The sequence below is a fragment of the Streptomyces sp. NPDC005811 genome (assembly GCF_040630405.1).
Lineage (GTDB): Bacteria > Actinomycetota > Actinomycetes > Streptomycetales > Streptomycetaceae > Streptomyces.
In genome coordinates this window covers 34,375-54,095 of record NZ_JBEXXK010000039.1, presented here as the reverse complement: position 1 = coordinate 54,095, position 19,721 = coordinate 34,375, and the positions used below count along the sequence as shown (strand labels likewise).

Annotated in this window: 13 protein-coding genes; 10 read left to right on the top strand and 3 right to left on the bottom strand. The window is 70.0% G+C overall.

What is annotated here, in order from left to right:
- The first annotated feature begins 36 nt into the window (after nt 1–36).
- Nucleotides 37–1,110 carry a lytic polysaccharide monooxygenase gene (locus tag ABZ490_RS34260; RefSeq protein WP_358999191.1) on the top strand — a complete coding sequence of 358 codons (1,074 nt, stop codon included), beginning with the start codon at nt 37–39 and terminating at the stop codon, nt 1,108–1,110.
- A gap of 60 nt (nt 1,111–1,170) precedes the next feature.
- On the opposite strand, the gene ABZ490_RS34255 is transcribed toward ABZ490_RS34260, so the two are convergent.
- Nucleotides 1,171–2,169 (bottom strand): acetylxylan esterase, encoded by a 999-nt coding sequence (locus ABZ490_RS34255; RefSeq protein WP_358999045.1) that lies wholly within the window; start codon nt 2,167–2,169, stop codon nt 1,171–1,173.
- Between the two features lie 240 nt (nt 2,170–2,409).
- Between ABZ490_RS34255 and ABZ490_RS34250 the strand changes: the two genes are divergently transcribed.
- Genes ABZ490_RS34250 through ABZ490_RS34225 form a run of 6 tightly spaced genes read left to right on the top strand, consistent with a single transcriptional unit; the run spans nt 2,410 to nt 10,247 of the window.
- Entirely contained in the window at nt 2,410–3,396 is a 987-nt protein-coding gene (locus ABZ490_RS34250; protein ID WP_358999042.1) for an ABC transporter permease subunit, read from the top strand.
- Complete coding sequence (locus tag ABZ490_RS34245; protein ID WP_358999039.1) at nt 3,390–4,274, top strand: carbohydrate ABC transporter permease; 885 nt, start codon at nt 3,390–3,392, stop codon at nt 4,272–4,274. Before ABZ490_RS34250 ends, ABZ490_RS34245 begins: the two co-directional genes overlap by 7 nt.
- A 21-nt stretch (nt 4,275–4,295) precedes the next feature.
- Nucleotides 4,296–5,951: an extracellular solute-binding protein gene (locus ABZ490_RS34240; RefSeq protein WP_358999036.1), complete on the top strand. Its 1,656-nt coding sequence runs from the start codon at nt 4,296–4,298 to the stop codon at nt 5,949–5,951.
- Nucleotides 5,948–7,522, top strand: a complete 1,575-nt coding sequence (locus ABZ490_RS34235; protein WP_358999033.1) for a xylan 1,4-beta-xylosidase — start codon at nt 5,948–5,950, stop codon at nt 7,520–7,522. The genes ABZ490_RS34240 and ABZ490_RS34235 overlap by 4 nt, the downstream gene beginning before the upstream one ends.
- Complete coding sequence (locus ABZ490_RS34230) at nt 7,519–8,199, top strand: hypothetical protein (protein ID WP_358999030.1); 681 nt, start codon at nt 7,519–7,521, stop codon at nt 8,197–8,199. The genes ABZ490_RS34235 and ABZ490_RS34230 overlap by 4 nt, the downstream gene beginning before the upstream one ends.
- Nucleotides 8,196–10,247 (top strand): beta-galactosidase, encoded by a 2,052-nt coding sequence (locus ABZ490_RS34225; protein WP_358999027.1) that lies wholly within the window; start codon nt 8,196–8,198, stop codon nt 10,245–10,247. The genes ABZ490_RS34230 and ABZ490_RS34225 overlap by 4 nt, the downstream gene beginning before the upstream one ends.
- Here the strand turns inward: ABZ490_RS34225 and ABZ490_RS34220 are convergent.
- Nucleotides 10,241–12,196 (bottom strand): alpha-glucuronidase, encoded by a 1,956-nt coding sequence (locus ABZ490_RS34220; protein WP_358999024.1) that lies wholly within the window; start codon nt 12,194–12,196, stop codon nt 10,241–10,243. The genes ABZ490_RS34225 and ABZ490_RS34220 overlap by 7 nt on opposite strands.
- Nucleotides 12,193–15,915: a GH92 family glycosyl hydrolase gene (locus ABZ490_RS34215; protein WP_358999188.1), complete on the bottom strand. Its 3,723-nt coding sequence runs from the start codon at nt 15,913–15,915 to the stop codon at nt 12,193–12,195. The genes ABZ490_RS34220 and ABZ490_RS34215 overlap by 4 nt, the downstream gene beginning before the upstream one ends.
- Before the next feature lie 361 nt (nt 15,916–16,276).
- Here ABZ490_RS34215 and ngcE point away from each other — a divergent pair, with 361 nt between their 5' ends.
- From ngcE to ABZ490_RS34200, 3 genes are read left to right on the top strand one after another with little or no spacing between them, the layout of a single operon-like run.
- Nucleotides 16,277–17,740: an N-acetylglucosamine/diacetylchitobiose ABC transporter substrate-binding protein gene (gene ngcE / locus ABZ490_RS34210; RefSeq protein ID WP_358999021.1), complete on the top strand. Its 1,464-nt coding sequence runs from the start codon at nt 16,277–16,279 to the stop codon at nt 17,738–17,740.
- A gap of 6 nt (nt 17,741–17,746) precedes the next feature.
- Nucleotides 17,747–18,673 (top strand): sugar ABC transporter permease, encoded by a 927-nt coding sequence (locus ABZ490_RS34205; protein ID WP_358999018.1) that lies wholly within the window; start codon nt 17,747–17,749, stop codon nt 18,671–18,673.
- Between the two features lie 2 nt (nt 18,674–18,675).
- Nucleotides 18,676–19,590, top strand: a complete 915-nt coding sequence (locus ABZ490_RS34200; RefSeq protein ID WP_358999015.1) for a carbohydrate ABC transporter permease — start codon at nt 18,676–18,678, stop codon at nt 19,588–19,590.
- Nucleotides 19,591–19,721 lie beyond the last annotated feature (131 nt).

The following is a 19,721-nucleotide window of genomic DNA, read 5'->3' as shown; positions in this document are numbered from 1 at the left end:
TCCGTACACGGAAGGACGGACTCCGCCATGTCTGTCATGATCACGACAAGTTCGGCCAAGAAATCCGCCCGGTTACGCTCCCGGGCCCTCCTCCTCGTCCTCCTGGCGCTGCTGGCCACCGTCCCCGCCCTCGGTCTGATCGTCACGACCGGCGGCCCGGCCGAGGCCCACGGCACCCCCATGAAACCCGGCAGCCGCACCTTCCTGTGCTGGCAGGACGCGCTGACCGACACCGGTGAGATCAAGCCGGTCAACCCGGCCTGCAAGAACGCCCAGCAGGTCAGCGGCACCACACCGTTCTACAACTGGTTCTCCGTGCTCCGCTCCGACGGCGCCGGCCGCACCCGCGGCTTCGTCCCGGACGGCCAGCTGTGCAGCGGCGGCAACACCAACTTCACCGGCTTCAACGCGGCCCGCGCCGACTGGCCGCTGACCCACCTCACCTCGGGCGCGACCGTCGACTTCTCCTACAACGCCTGGGCCGCGCACCCGGGCTGGTTCTACGTCTACGTCACCAAGGACGGTTTCGACCCGACCAAGACGCTCACCTGGAACGACATGGAGGACCAGCCCTTCCTCTCCGTCGACCACCCGCCGCTCAACGGCTCCCCGGGCACGGTCGAGGCCAACTACTCCTGGACCGGGCAGCTCCCGGCGAACAAGTCGGGCCGCCACATCATCTACATGGTCTGGCAGCGCTCCGACAGCCAGGAGACCTTCTACTCCTGCTCCGACGTCGTCTTCGACGGCGGCAACGGCGAGGTGACCGGGATCCACGAGCCGGGCAACCCCAACGAGCCCGTCCCCGGCACCTGCACCGCCACCCGCCGCACCACCAACAGCTGGAACGGCGGCTACCAGTCCGAGGTGACCGTCACCAACTCCGGTGACGTCCCCATGCTCGGCTGGATGGTCGACTGGACCCTGCCCGCCGGCCAGACGGTGAACAGCCTCTGGAACGGCAACCCGACCTACAACGGCCAGGCGGTGATGGTCCACAACGCCGACTGGAACGGCTCCCTGAGTCCCGGCCAGAGCACGACCTTCGGATACGTCGTCTCCGGCTCGGGAGGTGACAGCGCCACCAGCCTGCCCTGCCGGGTGGGCTGACCGGCCCCCGCACCGGGCGGACCCGGTGGGTACCCCACGCCCACCGGGTCCGTCGCTCTCCTACGCGTGCTCCTCCCACACCCCTGCCAGCCAGTGCAGTTGGCGACGCACCTGCTCCGCCTCGCCCCCCTCGTGCCCGTTGAACGGGTACGCGTGAAGCTCCCGGCGCGGATCCGCGCCGCCGCTCAGCTCGCCGTACCGGTTGAAGGCCGCGTACGTCCCGCTCGGCGGGCACACGGTGTCGCGCAGCCCGGTGCCGAAGTGGGCCGGGGCCTGGGCGCGGCGGGCGAAGGAGACGCCCTCCAGGTAGGACAGGGTGCGGTAGGCGGCCTGTTCGGTGCCGCGGTGCACCGCGAGATACGCGGAGATCTCGCCGTAGGGGCCCGCGTCGGTGAGGTCCAGGGCGCGGCGGATCCCGCACAGCAGCGGCGCCGTGACCAGGACGGCCGCGAGGTCCGGCAGCAGACCCGCCACGGCCAGCGCGAGTCCGCCGCCCTGGCTGTTGCCGACGGCCGCGATCCGGCCGGCGTCCACACCGGGCAGCGCGCGCAGGGCCGTCACCGCCCGGACGGCGTCCGTGATCAGCCGCCGGTAGTGGCAGTCCCGCGGGGCCCGCAGACCGCGCACGGCCGGGCCGGGACCGCCGGGCGCCTGGGCGTGCGGATCGGGGGTCGAGCCGCCGTTGCCGTACTGGTCGCCCTGGCCGCGGTTGTCCATCAGCAGATGCGCGTACCCGGCGTTCACCCAGGTCAGCCGTTCATGGGGGAGGCCCCGGCCCCGGCCGTAGCCGGCGTACTCGACGACGGCGGGCAGTGGATCGCGGACCCCGGCCGGGCGGGAGTACCAGGCGCGGACCGGGTCCCCGGCGAAGCCGCGGAAGGTCACGTCCCAGGTCTCCGTCAGCCGCAGACCGGTGCCCACCGGGTCGGCCGACACCAACGCGTCGTACTGCGCGGCGTCCTTGAGGGTGTTCTGCCAGAACTCGTCGAAGTCGGCGGGTTCCTCCGGCAGGAGGCGGTAGGTCTCCAGCTCGCTCGGCGGCAGGTCGAACGCGGGCACGAAGGCACCTCGCAGGAATCGGTCCGGACAGGGAAAGTTGCGGAGGCGGTCGGGGCTGCGCTTCGAGGGTCTACCCCGTGCGGAGGTGTTCCCATGCCTGTTCCCCTGCCCGCCATCCGCCTCGGACGTCTCCGTCGCCCCCATTGACAGCGCTTTCTGAGTGCCTCTAAGTTGCCGCGAAGTTACCGGTAAGAAGCTCGAAAGTTTCGGTATCGCGTTCCCGTCATGGGAGGCCCGAGCATGAGCACCTCCACCACACCGGCCCCACCGCCCGGCACCCAGGACCCGCCCCGGGCACCCGTCCGCCCCGACCCTTTGCCCCGGCGTCCCGGATGGCGCAGAGCGCTGCGCCGGGACTGGCGGCTGTACTCGCTGGCCGTGCTGCCGCTGCTGTTCTTCCTGGTCTTCCGCTATCTGCCGATGATCGGCAACGTCATCGCGTTCCGCCGGTTCGAACCGGGCGGCTCCCTCCTCGGGGAGCAGTGGGTGGGGCTGCGCTATGTGCGGATGTTCCTGTCCGACCCCACCTTCTGGCAGGTCTTCCGCAACACCCTGTGGCTGGGCGCGCTGACGCTCCTGTTCTGCTTCCCGGTCCCGATCGTGCTGGCGCTGCTGCTCAACGAGGTGCGCCGGCGCTCGCTGAAACGGTTCGTGCAGTCGGTGTCGTACCTGCCGCACTTCCTGTCGATCGTGATCGTCGCCGGGATCACCCTCCAGATGCTCGCCGTGGAAGGCCCGGTCAACCATGTCCTCGGCTGGTTCGGCCACGACCCGATCCGGTTCGTCCAGGAACCCGGCTGGTTCCGCACGATCTACGTCGGCTCGGAGATCTGGCAGACCGCCGGCTGGGGCACGATCCTCTACCTCGCCGCCCTCACCACGATCGACGAGGACCTCTACGAGGCCGCCCGCATCGACGGCGCGAACCGCTGGCAGCAGATCTGGCACGTCACCCTGCCCGGTATCCGCCCCACCATGATCACCCTGCTGATCCTCAACATCGGCACCTTCATGGCGGTCGGCTTCGAGAAGATCCTGCTGCTGTACAACGCGCTGACCTATCCGACGGCCGATGTGGTCTCCACCTACCTCTACCGCGCCGGCGTCGAGTCCAACAGCTTCAGCTACGCCGCCGCGATCGGCCTGTTCGAGGCGGTCATCGGGCTGGTGCTGGTGACCTCCGCGAACCAGCTGTCGCGCCGCACGGTGGGGACGAGCCTGTGGTGAGGCCGGCCCGCCGGGAGAGCCGCTCCTACCGGGTCTTCCAGGGCGTCAACGGGGTGGTCCTGACGCTGGTCGTCCTGGTGACCCTGTACCCGTTCGTCAACATCGTCGCCCGCTCCTTCAGCGGGGAGCGCCAGATCCGCGCCGGTGAAGTGACCCTGTGGCCCAAGGGGTTCAACCTCACCACGTACGACATCGTCTTCCATGACACGACGTTCTGGCGCAACTACGGCAACACCGTGCTCTACACGGTCGTGTCGACGGTCGTCGCCATGGTGCTGACGACCTGTTACGCCTACGTCCTGTCGAAGCGGCACCTCAAGGGGCGGGGCGTCCTGGTCGGGGCGGCCGTGTTCACCATGTTCTTCAGCGGCGGGCTGATCCCGAACTACGTCCTGGTCACCAGTCTCGGCCTGAAGAACTCCGTGTGGGCGATCGCCCTGCCCAACGCGATCAGCGTCTTCAACCTGCTGGTGATGAAGGCCTTCTTCGAGGGGCTGCCCACCGAGCTGGAGGAGGCCGCCGAGATCGACGGGCTCACCACCTACGGCATCCTGCTGAGGATCGTGCTGCCGCTGTCCAAGGCGGTCATCGCGACGATGGTCCTCTTCTACTCGGTGTCCTTCTGGAACTCCTGGTTCTCGGCCTACCTCTACATGGACCGCACCGAGCTGATGCCGGTCACCGTCTATCTGCGCAACATGATCGCGGGCGCCACCACCGGCGGCAACGCGGGCGCCGCCACCGAGCAGCTCAGTCAGGTCGGCGCGAACATCCAGGCGGTCACGATCGTGCTCACCTCGCTGCCCATCCTCTGCGTGTACCCGTTCGTCCAGCGCTACTTCGTCTCCGGCGTGATGCTCGGCGCCGTCAAGGGCTGAGCGCCCAACCAGGGAGTATCCGTGAAGAACGCAGGTCAGCTGTCACGACGTCAGATCCTGGCCGCCGCCGGGTTCATCGGCCTCGCCGGGCTCACCGGCTGCGGCAGCGGCGACGACGGAGGGGACTCCAAGGACCTCTCCAGGAAGCGGGACGGCGCGATGAAGGAGTACCGCGTCGGCGAACAGTTCAAGGCCGCGAAACCGCTGTCGTTCTCGGTGCTGCACAACAACAACCCCACCTACCCGCTGAAGAACGACTGGCTGTTCTGGAAGGAACTCACCCGCCGCACCGGCGTCACCCTGAAGCCGATCGCGGTCCCGCTCGCCGACTACGAGAAGAAGCGCAGCGTCCTCATCGGCGCGGGCGACGCCCCGTTCCTGATCCCCAAGACGTACCACCCCTCCGAGGTCGCCTTCGTCTCCTCCGGCGCCATCCTCCCGGTCAGCGAGTACGTGCACCTGATGCCCCACTTCCAGGACAAGGTGAGGAAGTGGAGGCTGGAGCCGGAACTCGACTCCATCCGCCAGGCCGACGGCAAGTACTACCTGCTGCCCGGACTGCACGAGAAGGCCAAGTCCGGCTACTCGCTGTCGCTGCGCACCGACGTCCTGCAGAAGCTGGGGCTGGCCCTGCCCACCACCTGGGACCAGGTGTACGAGGTGTTCCGGGCGATCCGGGCCGAATACCCCGACCGCTATCCGCTCTCCGACCGCTGGAGCATCAACACCCCTTATCCGGCAGCCGCGTTGATGAGCTATCTGGGCCAGGCGTACGGCGTCAGGGCGGGCTGGACGTACGACAACATCAGCTGGGACGCCAAGGAGGACGCCTTCGTCTTCACCGGCGCCTCGGACGGCTACCGCCGGATGGTCGAGTATCTGGCGAAGCTGGTCGCCGAGAAGCTGATCGACCCCGAGAGCTTCACCCAGACCGACGACGACGCGGTGCAGAAGCTGCTCGGCGAGAAGTCCTTCGCGATCAGCGCCAATCCGCAGGAGCTGGTCCAGAACTACCGCTACAACCTGGAGAAGCAGGTCAAGGGCGCGAAGATCGAGATGGTGCCGGTGCCGCTCGGCCCGGCCGGCCCGGTGGTGATCGGCGGGGCCCGGCTGGAGAACGGCGTCATGATCTCCAGCAAGGCCCTCAAGAGCGACACCTTCGTCGCGATGATCCAGTTCACGGACTGGCTCTGGTACTCCGACGAGGGCCAGCGCTTCGCCAAGTGGGGGGTCGAGGGCACCACGTACACCCGCTCGGGCGACACCTACACGCTGAAGCCCGGCATCAGCCTGATGGGCTCCGACCCGGACGCCCCGAAGGACCTCCAGAAGGACTACGGCTTCTTCAACGGCGTCTTCACCTACGGTGGCAGCTGGGCCCTGGTCTCCTCGTCCTTCGGCCCCGACGAGAAGGCCTTCCAGGACGCCATGGCGCAGCGCGCACAGCTCCCCATCGGCCCCGCCCACCCCCTCCAGTCCGTGGAACAGGAACAGGCCACCCTCTGGGACACCCCGCTGCGCGACCATGTCGTCCAGAACACCCTGAAGTTCGCCCTCGGCAAGCGGCCCCTGTCCGCATGGGACTCCTACGTCGCCGAGTTGAAGGCCAAGAACATGGACCGGCTCGTCGACCTGCACAACAAGGCACGCGACCGCTTCACGAAGGAGAGCCGGTGATCCGCGTCCCGGCCGCCCCGGCCGGCCGGCTCTCCGACGCCTGGCGCGCCTGCGTCGGCACCGGCCGCATCGAACTCGCCCTGCGCCGCGACTACCAGGACTCCCTCGCCCTCCTCCAGCATGACATCGGCTTCCGGCACATCCGCGGCCACGGTCTGCTCAGCGACGGCATGGGCGTGTACCGCCCCTACGAGCACGCGGGCGCCAGCCACGTCCACCACTCGTTCACGTACGTCGACCAGGTGATCGACGCGTATCTGGCGCTCGGCATCCGCCCCTTCCTCGAACTCGGCTTCATGCCGCAGGAGTTGGCCTCCGGGGACCAGACGGTCTTCTGGTGGCGGGGCAACGTCACCCCACCGCGCTCGCACCGCGAGTGGGCCGACCTGGTCCGCGCGACCCTGCGCCACCTCGTGGACCGCTACGGCCTCGACGAGGTGCGCACCTGGCCGATCGAGGTGTGGAACGAGCCCAACCTCGCCGACTTCTGGCAGGGCGCGGACGAGCAGGCGTACCACCGGCTGTACGAGGTGACCGCGCACACCGTGAGGGAGGTCGACGCCGGACTCCAGGTCGGCGGCCCCGCGATCTCCCCGGGCGCCGACGACTGGCTCGACCGGTTCGCCGAGTTCGCCGCACACCGCGAGGTGCCCGTCGACTTCGTCTCCAAGCACGCCTACACCTCCGGCCCCGCCCGACACGTGCCGTTCGGCGTCCACCAGACCCTCGCCCCGGCGACCGACCTGCTGGACCAGTTCGCCACCCCCCGGGACCGCCTCAAGGGCACCCGGCTGGCCGGACTGCCGGTGCACATCACGGAGTTCAACTCCTCCTACCGCCCCGACAACCCGGTCCACGACACGGCCTTCCACGCCGCCTATCTGGCCCCCGTGCTGGCGCGGGGCGGCGACCTCGTGGACTCGTTCTCCTACTGGACGTTCAGCGACATGTTCGAGGAGGCCGGGGTCCCCACCGCGCTCTTCCACGGCGGCTTCGGGCTGCTCACCCACCGGCAGGTCCGCAAGCCCGTGTACCACCTGTACGCGTTCATGGCCCGGATGGGCCCCGACCTCCTCGCCCGGGGCGACGACCATCTCGTCACCCGGCACGAGGACGGCCGCGTCACCGTCCTCGCCTGGGCCCCGGTCGACCCGACCGGAGAGACCGAGGGACCCGAGGGGCATGCCCTGCGGCTGTCGGTACCGGTGTCCGTGCCGGTGCCGGTGCCGGTGCGGGTGTCGATGCCGGTGGGGGGAGTCCACCGGGACGGCGGCGGCGGGGGCGAGGTATTCGTTCGCCGGTCGACCGTAGACGATGAACGGGGTAACGCATACACGGCCTGGCGGCACATGGGCAGCCCCCGCTCGCCACGCCCCAGTCAGCTGGACGTCCTGCACGAGGCCGCCGAGCCCGCCCGCGGCCACCGCCGCCTCCCCGTCCACGACGGCCGCACGGAGCTGCACCTGACCCTCGCCCGCCACGAGATCACCCTCGTCGAACTGACCCCGGTCACGGACGAGACACCCCCGTGGTGGGACGAGCGGCGGCTGCTGGGCCGGGAGCCCTCATGAGCGCCACGGCGACCGACTTCGGCACCGGCGTCCTCTCCCGCGCCGTCGCCCTGGTCCACACCCTGCTCACCGTCGAGGCCCTGTTCCTCGCGGCGGCCGCCCCCGGTCTCGCCGGCCTGCTCCTCCTCGGCCCCGATCCCGCCAACCTGCCCCTCGCCGCCGTGTGTCTGCTGCCGCTCGGCCCGGCCGCCTCCGCCGCGCTGTACGCGCTCCACCACCGCGGCCGGGACCTCACCGATCTGCATCCGGCCCGGGTCTACGGCCGGGGCTGGCGCCTCAACGCCGTTCCCGTCCTCAAGCTCTGGCCCCCCCTGCTGGCCTGGCTGACGGTGATCGCCTTCACCCTCACCCACTTCTCCGCCGCCGGCCTGCCCCGCTGGTGGGCGGCCCTGCTCGCGCTCATCGGCGTGGTCTCCCTGCTCTGGGGCGCCCACGCCCTGCTCCTCACCTCGCTGTTCACCTTCCGGGCCCGCGACACCGCCCGCCTCGCCGCCTACTTCACGGTCCGGCACGGGAAGGCGACCCTGGCCTTCGGCTCCCTGCTCGTCCTCGCCGCCGGACTGACCGCCCTGCTGACCGAGGCCCTGCCGGCCCTGCTCGCCGCCCCGCTGCTGCTCTCCCTGCTGCACGCCGGACGGCCGGTGACCGCCCAGACGGAGGAGGACTTCACCGTATGAGCCAGCCCGGCCAGAACCCCCCGCGCCCCGCGCACCTCCCGCGCACCCCCAAGATCCCCTACGGCGGTGACTACAACCCCGAGCAGTGGCCGCAGGAGGTCTGGGACGAGGACCACCGGCTCTTCACCCGGGCCGGCATCGACACCCTCACCGTCGGCGTCTTCACCTGGTCCCTCACCCAACCCGCCGAGGACTCCTACGACTTCACCGTCCTCGACCGCATCCTCGACCGCGCCGCCGCCGAGGACCGGCAGATCTGCCTCGCCACCGGCACCGCGGCTCTCCCGCCCTGGCTGGCCAAGGCCCACCCCGAGGTCAACCGCACCGACTTCGAGGGCCGCGTCCACCGCTACGGCCAGCGCCACAACTTCTGCCCCAGCTCGCCCGCGTACCGCAGGCTCGCCACCGCGCTGGCCGGCCGGCTCGCCGAACGGTACGCGCACCACCCGGCGCTGCTGGCCTGGCACATCAACAACGAGTACGGCGGGGCCTGTTACTGCGAGCGGTGTGCCCGGGCCTTCCGGGGCTGGCTGCGCGAGCGGCACGGCACCCTGGACGCCCTCAACGACGCCTGGTGGACGACCTTCTGGTCGCACCGCTACACCGACTGGGACCAGATCGAGCCGCCCAGCGCCCTCACCGAGCACTGGCGGGGCCCCGACCACTCCGCCTTCCAGGGCATCACCCTCGACTACCAGCGGTTCATGACCGACGCCCTGCTCGGCTGCTTCACCGCCGAGAAGGAGGCGATCCGCGCCCACGACCCGGACACCCCCGTCACGACCAACCTCATGGGCGCCTACCGGCCGCTGGACTACCACCGCTGGGCGTCCCACCTCGACTTCGCCTCCTGGGACAACTACCCGCCACCGGACGCCCCGCCCACCCGCGCGGCGCTCGCCCACGACCTGATGCGGGGCCTCAAGGACGGCACCCCGTTCTGGCTGATGGAGCAGACCCCGTCCACCACCGCCTGCCGCGACGTCAACCCGTTGCGCCGGCCGGGGGAGCTGCGGCTGGCGACCTTCCAGGCGATCGCCCACGGCGCCGACGCGGCCCTCTACTTCCAGATGCGCGCCTCACGCGGCGCCTGCGAGAAGTACCACGGCGCGGTCATCGGCCACGCGGGCCGCGACGACACCCGGGTCTTCCATGAAGTCACCTCCCTGGGAGCGGAGTTGGAGGTCATCGGCGCCGCCACCCTGGGCGCCCGCACCCCCGCCCGCACCGCCCTCCTCTTCGACTGGGACAGCTGGTGGGCCCTGGAGATCTCCGACGGCCCCTCCCGCCTGGTCCGCTACCTGGACGTCGTGCACTCCTACTACCGGGCGGCCCGGGAGGCCGGCGCCGACGTGGACATCGTCCCCGTCACCGCCGACCTCGCCCCCTACGACGTCGTCCTCGCCCCCGTCCTGCACCTGATCAAGGGTGACCTGGCCGAGCGCCTGGAGGAGCTGGCCCGGCGCGGCGGCACGGTCCTCGCCACCTTCCTCAGCGCCCGCTCCGACGTGCACGACCGGGCCTTCCTCACCGATGTCCCCGGCCCCCTGGCCCCGCTCCTGGGCATCCGGATCGACGAGTGGGACGCCCGCCCCGAGGACGTCGTCCAGCCCGTCGACCTGGAGGGCACGCTCTGCGCGGCGCGGCTGGTCTTCGAGCTGGTGCGGCTGCGCGGCGCCGAAGCCGTCGGCACCTACCGCGCGGACTTCTACGAGGGCACCCCGGCGGTGACCCGGCACGCCTTCGGCGCGGGCGAGGGCTGGTACGTGGCCACGGCCCTCGACCAGCCCGGCGTCGACCGGGTGGTCCGCCTCGTCCTGGCCCGCCACGGCCTGATCGGACCGTATACCGCATACAGTGGACTGGAGACCGCACACCGTACGGCGCCGGACGGCACCCGTCTGCTCTTCCTCCTCAACCACACCACCCGCCCGGTCCGCCCGGCCGCCCACGCCGCCGCCACCGACCTGCTCACCGGAAAGCCGGTGGGGCAGGGCGAGCCTCTCCCGCTCGGCCCGCTCGGCGTCGCCGTCCTGCGGCTTCAGTAGACGGTCCGCCCGTGCGCGTCCGGCACCCCGGACTTGCGCAGGAAGTAGCTGTTGACCTGGTCCCGCCACTCACGGGCACTGCGCACCTGCTCCTCGAACAGCTCCGCCACCCGCCCGTGCCGTTCCGGTGCCACCAGTCCGGCGAGGCCCGCCCACACCCGGCGGGCCTCCTCGGCCTCCTCGACCCCCTCGAAACGGGTGTCGTAGATGTGCTGGATCAGCGTCTTCCCGCTCCTGAGCACCTGCCCGTACGGCACATGGTGGAAGAACAGCAGCAGCTCGTCGGGGCAGCTCGCGACGGACTCGTACACTTCGCCCCACGGCGCGGCGTACTGGGCCGCGTACCCCGTCCCGGTCGCCGCGCTGCGGTCGACGCCGACCCCGTCGCGGTCGGCGAAGTGGTAGGTGCCCCACGGGCTGTACTCGTAGCCGTCGACGCTCGGCCCGTAGTGGTGCCCGGGCTGCACCATGAACCCCACCCCGAGCGGGGCCGTGTACTTCTCGTACGTCCGCCAGGAGCCGTCCAGCACCGCGTGCAGCCCGTCGGCCAGCCGCTCCGGGGCGGACGGGAACGTCAGGTCGATCCACTCGTCCAGGACCCGGTACGGATCGGCGTCCGGCCGCCAGGCCAGCCTGCCGAACGTGTACAGGTTCGCCTGGGCCAGCGGATGCCCCGTCCAGAACGGATCGTCGCCCACGTTCGCCACGGCGACGAGATCACGCGCCGACTCGCCCACGCTCGGCCCGCCCCCGCCCCCCGGCCGGAACCGCAGCACCTCGCTCCACATCGGCCCGAGCCAGCACACGTGCCGCTGCTGCCCGGTGTACTCCTGGGTGGCCTGCACCTCCACCGCCAACCGCGTGCGCGGCAGCGCCCCGAGCACCGGGGAGACCGGCTCACGCACCTGGAAGTCCATCGGCCCGTGCTTGACCTGGAGCACCGCGTTGCCGGCGAACTGCCCGTCCAGCGGCGCGAAATGGTCGTACGCCGCCCGCGCCCGGTCCGTGCCGCGGTCCCGCCAGTCCTGCCGGTGGTCGTAGACGAAGGCCCGCCAGTGCACGGTGCCGCCGTACGGCGCGAGCGCGCCGGCCAGCAGGTTCGCGCCGTCCGCGTGACTGCGCCCATAGGTGAACGGCCCCGGTTGACCCTCCGAGTCGGCCTTCACCACGAACCCGCCGAAGTCGGGGATCGCCTCGTACACCCCGCGCACGGCCTTCGCCCACCACTCCCGCACCGCGTCCTGGAGCGGATCGGCGGTGGACAGCCCGCCGAGCACGACGGGCGCGGCGAAGGTCACCGACAGATGCGTCCGGATGCCGTACGGCCGCAACTCGGCGGCGATCGCTGCGACTTCACCGATCCGGTCGGTCAGCAGCCTCGCCTCGACGGCGTGCACATTGACGTTGTTGACGCACACGGCGTTGATCCCGCAGGCGGCGAGCAGCCGCGCGTACGCCCGGATCCGCGCGAAGTCCTCCCGCGCCCGTCCGTCCCGCCAGAACAGCGAACCGCCCGCGTAGCCGCGCTCCACCTGGCCCATGACCGGGTGCACGGCCACGTTGTCCCAGTGGTCGAGCATGCGCAGGACCGTCGCGGGGCGGTGCGCCTCCCGGGGGAAGGCGCCCGAGAACGCCTTCTCGCCGAGCCGGACGACCTGGAACAGGCCGTACAGCAGCCCGCGCCCGCCGGAGGCGGTGACCGTCGTCGTACCGTCCTCCCGTGCGACCGTGAACTCCTCGTCGCCGCCCACGGGTTCGCCGTCGGCCGCCTCCAGCAGGAGGTCGTAGGAGCCGTCCTGGACGATCTCCCCGCCGAACCGTGCGCAGGCGGCGGACACTTCGCGGCGCACGGTGTCGACCAGGGGGCCGGAGCCCCGGATCAGGACGCGCCGGGCCCCCAGCGGCCGAAAGGCCTCCGGGGGCAGCCAGCCGGGATCGATCCCGTTCAAGAGAGCAACTCCACCTCGGACAGACGGACTTCACCGTCGAACACCAAGCGGTACCTCGCGTACCTACCCGGTGACTCGACACCGAACGCCCGCGTCTGCCGGTCCCAGGCGAAGGTCTGCCCGCTGCGGCGGTCCAGGGTCTTCCACGTCGTCCCGTCGGCGGAGCCCTCCAGCCGCCAGCCCGTGGGTGCCTTCGCCCGCTCGGCGGAGGTCAGCGTGTACTGCACGGCCTTCGTGGCACCCCCGGTCGGCAGGGCGACGGCGCCGGACACGGTCTCGGCCGTCCCGGAGGTGTTGTCGGCCAGGGCCCCGGAGGCGGTGAGCGCATCGGTCCGCGGCGTCGGCACCCGGTCGTCGCGGGTGATCGACACGGGCGCCGCGTCCTTCCCGCCGCCCCAGGCCGACGGGCGCGGACCCATGGCGAACTCCAGGGTGCCTCCCTTGGCCAGGAGCGCGTGGGGCAGCGAAGTCGACGTCCAGGTACGGCCGTTGACCTTCAGCCCTTGGACGTACACGTTCCGCGCGCTGTTCTTCGGGGCCTTCACCACGAGGTCCCTGCCGTTCTCCAGGTGCACGGTCGCCTTCGTGAACAGCGGGGAGCCGACGGCGTACTCGCCGCCGCCCATCACCAGCGGATAGAAGCCGAGCGCGGAGAACAGGTACCAGGCCGACTGCTCGCCGTTGTCCTCGTCGCCGTGGTAGCCCTGTCCGATCGTGCTTCCGGTGTAGAGCCGCGACAGCACCTCGCGGACCTTCGCCTGTGCCTTCCAGGGCTGCCCGGCCGCGTCGTACATGTAGATCGCGTGGTGGGCGACCTGGTTGGAGTGCCCGTACATGCCCATCCGGACGTCCCGGGCCTCCGTCATCTCGTGGATGACCCCGCCGTAGGAGCCCACGAACTCGGGCGCGGCGGTCTCCGGGGTCGCGAAGTACGTGTCGAGCTTCTCCGCCAGGCCGGCCCGGCCGCCGTACAGGTTGGCGAGGCCCCGGCTGTCCTGCGGGGCGGTGAAGGCATAGCCCCAGCCGTTGGTCTCGGTGTAGTCGTAGCCCCACACCCGCGGGTCGTACTGCGAGGATGCGACACGCCACGTGCCGTCCTCGTCCCGGCCCTGGAAGAAGCCCGCCCGGGTGTCGAACAGGTTCACGTACCCCTGGGCGCGGTTGAGGAGGTACGCCGACTCCTCCGCGTACCGCTTCTCGCCGGTCTTCCGGTACAGGGCCTGGCCCATGCGGGCGATGCCGTAGTCGTTGAGGTAGCCCTCCAGCGCCCAGGACAGGCCCTCGTGGGTGGCCGTGCTCGTGTAGCCGAGGAAGGGGGAGGTCGCCATGCCCTTGCGGCCCACGCCGGAGGTCGGCGGGACGACGGTGGCGTTCTTCAGGGCCGCCTCGTAGGCCGCCTTCGCGTCGAAGCGGACGCCCTTGACGTAGGCGTCGGTGAAGGCCACGTCCGAGGAGGTGCCGGTCATCAGGTCGGCGTATCCGGGCGAGGACCAGCGCGAGGTCCAGCCGCCGTCCTTGTACTGCTGCACGAAACCGTCCGTCAGCACGCCCGCCTGAGTGGGTGTCAGCAACGCGTACGCCGGCCAGGTCGTCCGATAGGTGTCCCAGAAGCCGTTGTTGACGTACACCTTGCCGTCCACGATCTTCGCGCCGGTGTGCGTCGGGGTGTCCTGGCTCTCCATGGGGGAGAACGGCGAGGCGTACCGGTACGTCGAACCGACCTTCTCGAAGCCGGAGTTGGGATACAGGTACAGCCGGTAGAGGCTGGAGTAGAGGGTCGTCAGCTGGTCCGGGGTGGCCCCCTCGACCTCCACCTTGCCGAGCAGCGCGTCCCACTGCTGCCGGGCCCGCTGCTTCACCGTGTCGAAGCCGGTGCCGGCCGGGATCTCCTGGCGCAGGTTGTCCTTCGCCTGGTCGAGGCTGATCAGCGAGGTCGCCAGCTTCAGGGTGACCGTCCGGTCGGCGCCCGCGTCGAACCGCAGATAGCCCTTCACCCCGCTCGACGCCCCGTCCGTGACCGGCGCGTCGAACTCGCCGTACACGAACAGCCGGGTCGCGCCCGTCGACAGCCCGGACTTGACGTCCGAGTAGCCGGTGACGACCCCCGAGGCCCGGTCGAGCGTGAGCCCCGCCTGGTCGGTGACGTTGTCGAACAGGACGCTCGCGTCGGAGCCCGGGTAGGTGAAGCGCAGGGCGGCCGCGTGGTCGGTGGGCGCCATCTCGGCCCTGAGCCCGTTCTCGAAGCGCACCCCGTAGTAGTACGGCCGCGCGGTCTCCTCCGTGTGCCGGAACGCCAGCGCCCGGGCCGTCCGCCCGGTGTCCGGGGTGCCCGCCGCGGCCGACGGCATCACCTGGAAGGTCTGCCGGTCGCCCATCCACGGGCTCGGCTCATGACTCGCGCTGAACGCCTGGATCGTGGGCAGATTGTCCGCGTTGTTCCCCCGCGCGTAGTCGTACAGCCAGCTCAGCGAGGACGCGTTGGTCACCGGGGTCCAGAAGTTGAACCCGTGCGGCACGGCCGTCGCCGGGAAGGTGTTGCCGCGCGAGAAGCTCCCGCTGGAGTTGGTCCCGCGGGTGGTCACCGCGTAGTCCGACAGATGCGCCTTCACCGGCTCCGGGGCGACCGCTCCCAGCGCGATGTCGTCCACCCAGCCGCGGAACCGCGCCGGGCCGCCGGGGGAGTCGTAGGCCACCAGGATCCGGTCGACCGTCTTCCCGGCCGCCACCGACCCGATCGCCGACTCCACGTCGTTCCACTGGTTGACGTACAGCACCTTCGCCGCGCCCTGCCCGCGCGGCGACAGCGGGAAGCCGTACCGGTCCACCGCGCCGAGCCCGCTGAGGTAGGTCCCGTCGGTGAACGCCAGGTCGACCGAGACGTTCGTCGCCGCGTAGTCCCGCTCGCCGTCGGCGAGCTGCGGGAAGATCCGGTACGCGAGCCGGGTCCGGGCACCGACCCGGACGTTCACGTCGAAGACCTTGTTGTACGAGTACGCCCGGCCCGGGGCGGTGTGCCGCCCCGCGTACCGCAGCGCCCGCACGCCGGTGAACCCGGCCCGCGCCTTCGCCGTCGGGGAGCCGCTCGGGCCCCGGTCGACGACGGTGAGCATGTCCGGCGGCACCGGCCCGTCGCTCCCGCCCGTCGCGAGCCGCAGATCGGCGAGCTGGAGGATGTCGGCGCCGTGGTTCCTGGTGACGTCCAGCCGGAAGTGCCGGTACTCGGCCGGCGCCGCGAGAGTGTACGTCTTCGTCTGAAAGCGTTCGGTGAAGTCCTCCCCGGAGCGGCTGTCGAGGACCGTCCAGGTGCCGCCGTCCGCCGAACCGCTCAGGGTCCAGTCCGCCGGATCGCGTTCGGCGACGTCATTGGCGGAGGTGAGCGCGTACGTAGTCACCGCGGCCGGGGCGTCCAGGTCGAACTCGGCCCAGCCGGTGGCCGCGAACGTCAGCCACTTGGTGCTCGACTCGCCGTCGGCCAGGTTCTCCTTCACCTCGCCGCCCCCGGTGTTCTCGGCGCTCGCCCGGACCGCGGTGACCCGGTCGGTCACGTCACCGGGCAGCCCGCCGGTCGTGTAGCCGCCGTCGACCCCCGAGGCCCGCTCGGGCGCGCTGGTCCAGTCCGGGGCGGGCTGGCCGGCCTCGAACGAGGAGGAGAACGCCCGGGCGGGCGGCGGGAGGTGTGCCGACCGGGCGACCGCCGTCCCCGGAGCGCCGGCCGTCATGACGAGGGCGGCCGTGATCGCCACCGCGCGTAACCGTCCGAACCACTGCATGCGTGAGCATCCTCCCCGCCCGGACCAGGGCCTTGGACAACGTTGTCCTGTGTGGTGCGCAGCCCTAGTAGGGGGCCAAGTGAGGGGTGATGTCAAGGATGTTGATTGCGCCGGACGGGGCACATGTCGTGGATTTTTCCGGCAGACCGGCCGGGGATGCTTCATATTTCCGGGAGGTCTCAACTCGGAAAAGACCCATGGCCGACCGTGCCCTCGATCTTGCTCCGCCGGAGGGGAGTGGACTATACCTGTCGGCGATTCACGCGACCCGCAATGACTCTGCCCGACCTGAGAAGGCGAGGACTTGAGGATGGGATCCAGCTCCGCACACCATGGTGCCGTGAACGGCGAATCGGCGGGTTTCGGCCGCCGCGATCTGATCAGGCGGTCCGCCGCGCTCGGCCTGGTCTCCGTCCCCGCGCTCGGCTCTCTGAGCGCGTGCGCCAGCAGCGGCGCCGGCGACGAGGACAAGGCCAAGGCAGGAAAGAAGACGGCGAAGAACCCCCTCGCGGTCAATGAGACCGCCCCGATGGAATTCGTGCTGTTCGACGGCGGTTTCGGCAAGGAGTACGCCGAGGACGCCGTGCAGATCTACGAGAAGGACTTCCCGAAGGCGAAGGTGAAGTTCTCGGCCACCCAGAAGATCCAGTCCACGCTCCAGCCCCGCTTCAACCAGGGCACGCCGCCCGACCTCATCGACAACTCCGGCGCCGAGCAGATGGACATGGGCGTCCTGGTCGGCAAGAAGCAGCTCGCCGACCTCACCCCGCTGCTGGACGCCCCGTCGTACGACGATCCGGCCAAGAAGGTCCGCGACACCCTGCGCCCGGGCATCGTCGAGATGGGCCAGTTCGACGGCGACCCGGTCTGGATCATGTACTACGCCTACACCGTCTACGGCGTCTGGTACTCGCAGAAGGCCCTGGACTCCCTGGACGCCGCCTATCCCGAGACCTGGGACGAGATGCTCGCGGTCTGCGCGAAGGCCAAGAAGAAGGGCATGGCCGGGTGGACGTACGCGGGCAAATACCCGTACTACCTCCCGTTCTCGCTCTACCCGATGATCGGCAAGGTCGGCGGCCGCGACGTCCTCGACGCCATCGACAACCTGGAGCCGAACGCCTGGAAGCACCCGGCCGTCAAGACCTGTTTCGAGGCGTACTACGAGCTCTACAAGAAGGGGTACGTGCTCCGGGGCACCCCGGGCCTGGACCACATCCAGTCGCAGACCGCCTGGGCCGAGGGCAAGGCCCTGTTTCTCCCCAACGGCTCCTGGGTGGAGAACGAGTCGGCCAAGGTGATCCCGGCCGATTTCGACCTCGCCGTCTCCGCGCCCACCGGCATCGACTCCTCCGACGCGATGCCCTTCGGCACGATCTGGGCCTCCGGCGGCGAGCCCTTCGTCGTCCCCGCCAAGGCCAAGAACGGCTCCGGCGGCATGGAGCAGCTGCGGATCATGCTCAGCGAGGCCTCCTCCAGGAACTTCACCGCCAAGGTCAAGTCGCTCACGGCGTACAACGGCGGCACCGACGGCATCACCCTCACCCCCGGCCTGAAGTCCGGTGTCGCCGCACTGCAGAAGGCCGGCGACAACGTGCTGAACCCGCGCATGCAGGACTGGTACGTCCAGTTGCAGAAGGAGCAGATCGGCGTCGGCGGTCTCGGCGAGATGATGGCCGGACGGCTCACTCCCGTGGAGGCCATCGACAAGATCCAGGGATACGCCGACGCCGCCGCCAAGGACACCTCGATCAAGCACTACAAGCACCAGTAGGTGGCGATGCAGCACGGCAAATACCGGTTCATCGTGGGGTTCCTGGCGCTCCCGCTCGGACTGTACGCGCTCTTCGTGATCTGGCCGTTCGTCCAGTCCATCTACTACTCGTTCACGGACTGGACCGGCCTGAGTCCCGAATTCAAGATGGTCGGCCTCGCCAATTACCGCAGGATGCTGGACGACCAGATCTTCTGGAAGTCCCTGCGGCACAGCCTGCTGTTCGCGCTCCTGGTCCCCTTGGTGACGATCGGCCTCGCGCTGTTCCTGTCCTTCATGATCAATGCCGGCGGGCGCCGGAGAAAAGGCGGCCCCGCCGTTTCCGGCGTCCGGGGCTCCGCCTTCTACAAGATCGTGTATTTCTTCCCGCAGGTACTGTCCATCGCGATCGTCGCGCTGCTGTTCGCCTTCGCGTACAACCCGGACAGCGGGGCCGTCAATTCCTTCCTCCGGGGGATCGGACTGGGCGGGGTCCAGCCGCTCTGGCTCGGCGATCCGGATCTCGCGCTGTGGTGCGTGATGGCGGTCCTCGTCTGGTCCACGGTCGGCTTCTTCGTGGTCCTGTTCTCGGCGGGCATGGCCTCCATCCCCGCCGACCTGTACGAGGCCGCCCTGCTCGACGGCGCGAACCGGGCGGACACGTTCTTCCGGGTGACCCTGCCGCTGCTCTGGGACACCGTGCAGTCGGGCTGGGTCTACCTGGGCATCCTCGCCCTCGGCGCGGAGTCGTTCGCGGTCGTGCAGATCATGACGACCGGTCCCGGCGGCCCCGACTACTCGACCACCGTCATGGTCCTGTACGTGTACCAGAAGGCGTTCCGTGACGGTCAGGCCGCCTACGCCACGACCATCGGTGTCGCCCTGCTCGTCGTGACGCTGGCCTTCGCCGCCGTCGTGATGCGGCTCGGGCGGCGCGAGCGGCTGGAGTACTGACCATGAAGACGACCGAACCCCCCGCTCCCGTCCCGGTGACCGTCACGAAGACGGACGGACGGCCCGGCCGACCGGACGCGGCACCGAAGTCCGAAGGCCGGGTCCTGAACGTCTTCTCGCACGGTCTGCTCGTCCTGTGGGCCGTGATGGTCGTGCTGCCGCTGCTGTGGGCGGTGATGACCTCCTTCAAGGACGACCGGTCCATCTTCGGCTCGCCCTGGGCGCTGCCGCGCACCCTGCACCTCGACAACTGGTCACGGGCCTGGACCGAGGCCAACATGAGCGACTACTTCCTGAACACCGTTCTGGTGGTGGGCGGTTCGCTCCTCGGCACTCTGGTCCTCGGCTCCATGGCGGCCTATGTCCTCGCCCGCTTCGACTTCCCCGGCAACCGGTTCATCTACTACCTGTTCATCGGAGGCATGAGCTTCCCCGTCATGCTGGCGCTGGTCCCGCTGTTCTACGTGGTCAACAACATGGGGCTGCTCAACACCCTGCACGGACTGATCCTGGTCTACATCGCGTACTCGCTGCCGTTCACGGTGTTCTTCCTGACGGCGTTCTTCCGCACCCTGCCCGCCTCGGTGGCGGAAGCCGCGTTCGTCGACGGCGCCTCGCACACCCGGATCTTCTTCCAGATCATGCTGCCGATGGCGAAACCCGGTCTGATCAGCGTGGGCATCTTCAACTTCCTCGGCCAGTGGAACCAGTACATGCTGCCCACGGTCCTCAACACGGACCCCGACAAACGGGTCCTCACCCAGGGGCTCGTCCAACTGGCCGTCAGCCAGGGCTACAAGGGGGACTGGTCGGGACTCTTCGCCGGCCTGGTGATGGCCATGCTCCCGGTGCTCGCGGCGTACATCGTCTTCCAGCGCCAGGTGGTGCAGGGGTTGACGGCGGGGGCCCTGAAGTAAACCCGGCGTCTTCATGCGGCGTACACGGACTTCCGGTGCACGGGTTGTCGTGTACGCCGCTTTTCCGTCGCTCCCACCCTTTTTGATCACCACGCTCCGAAGTCCTTCACACCCGGAATGCCACTTTCCGC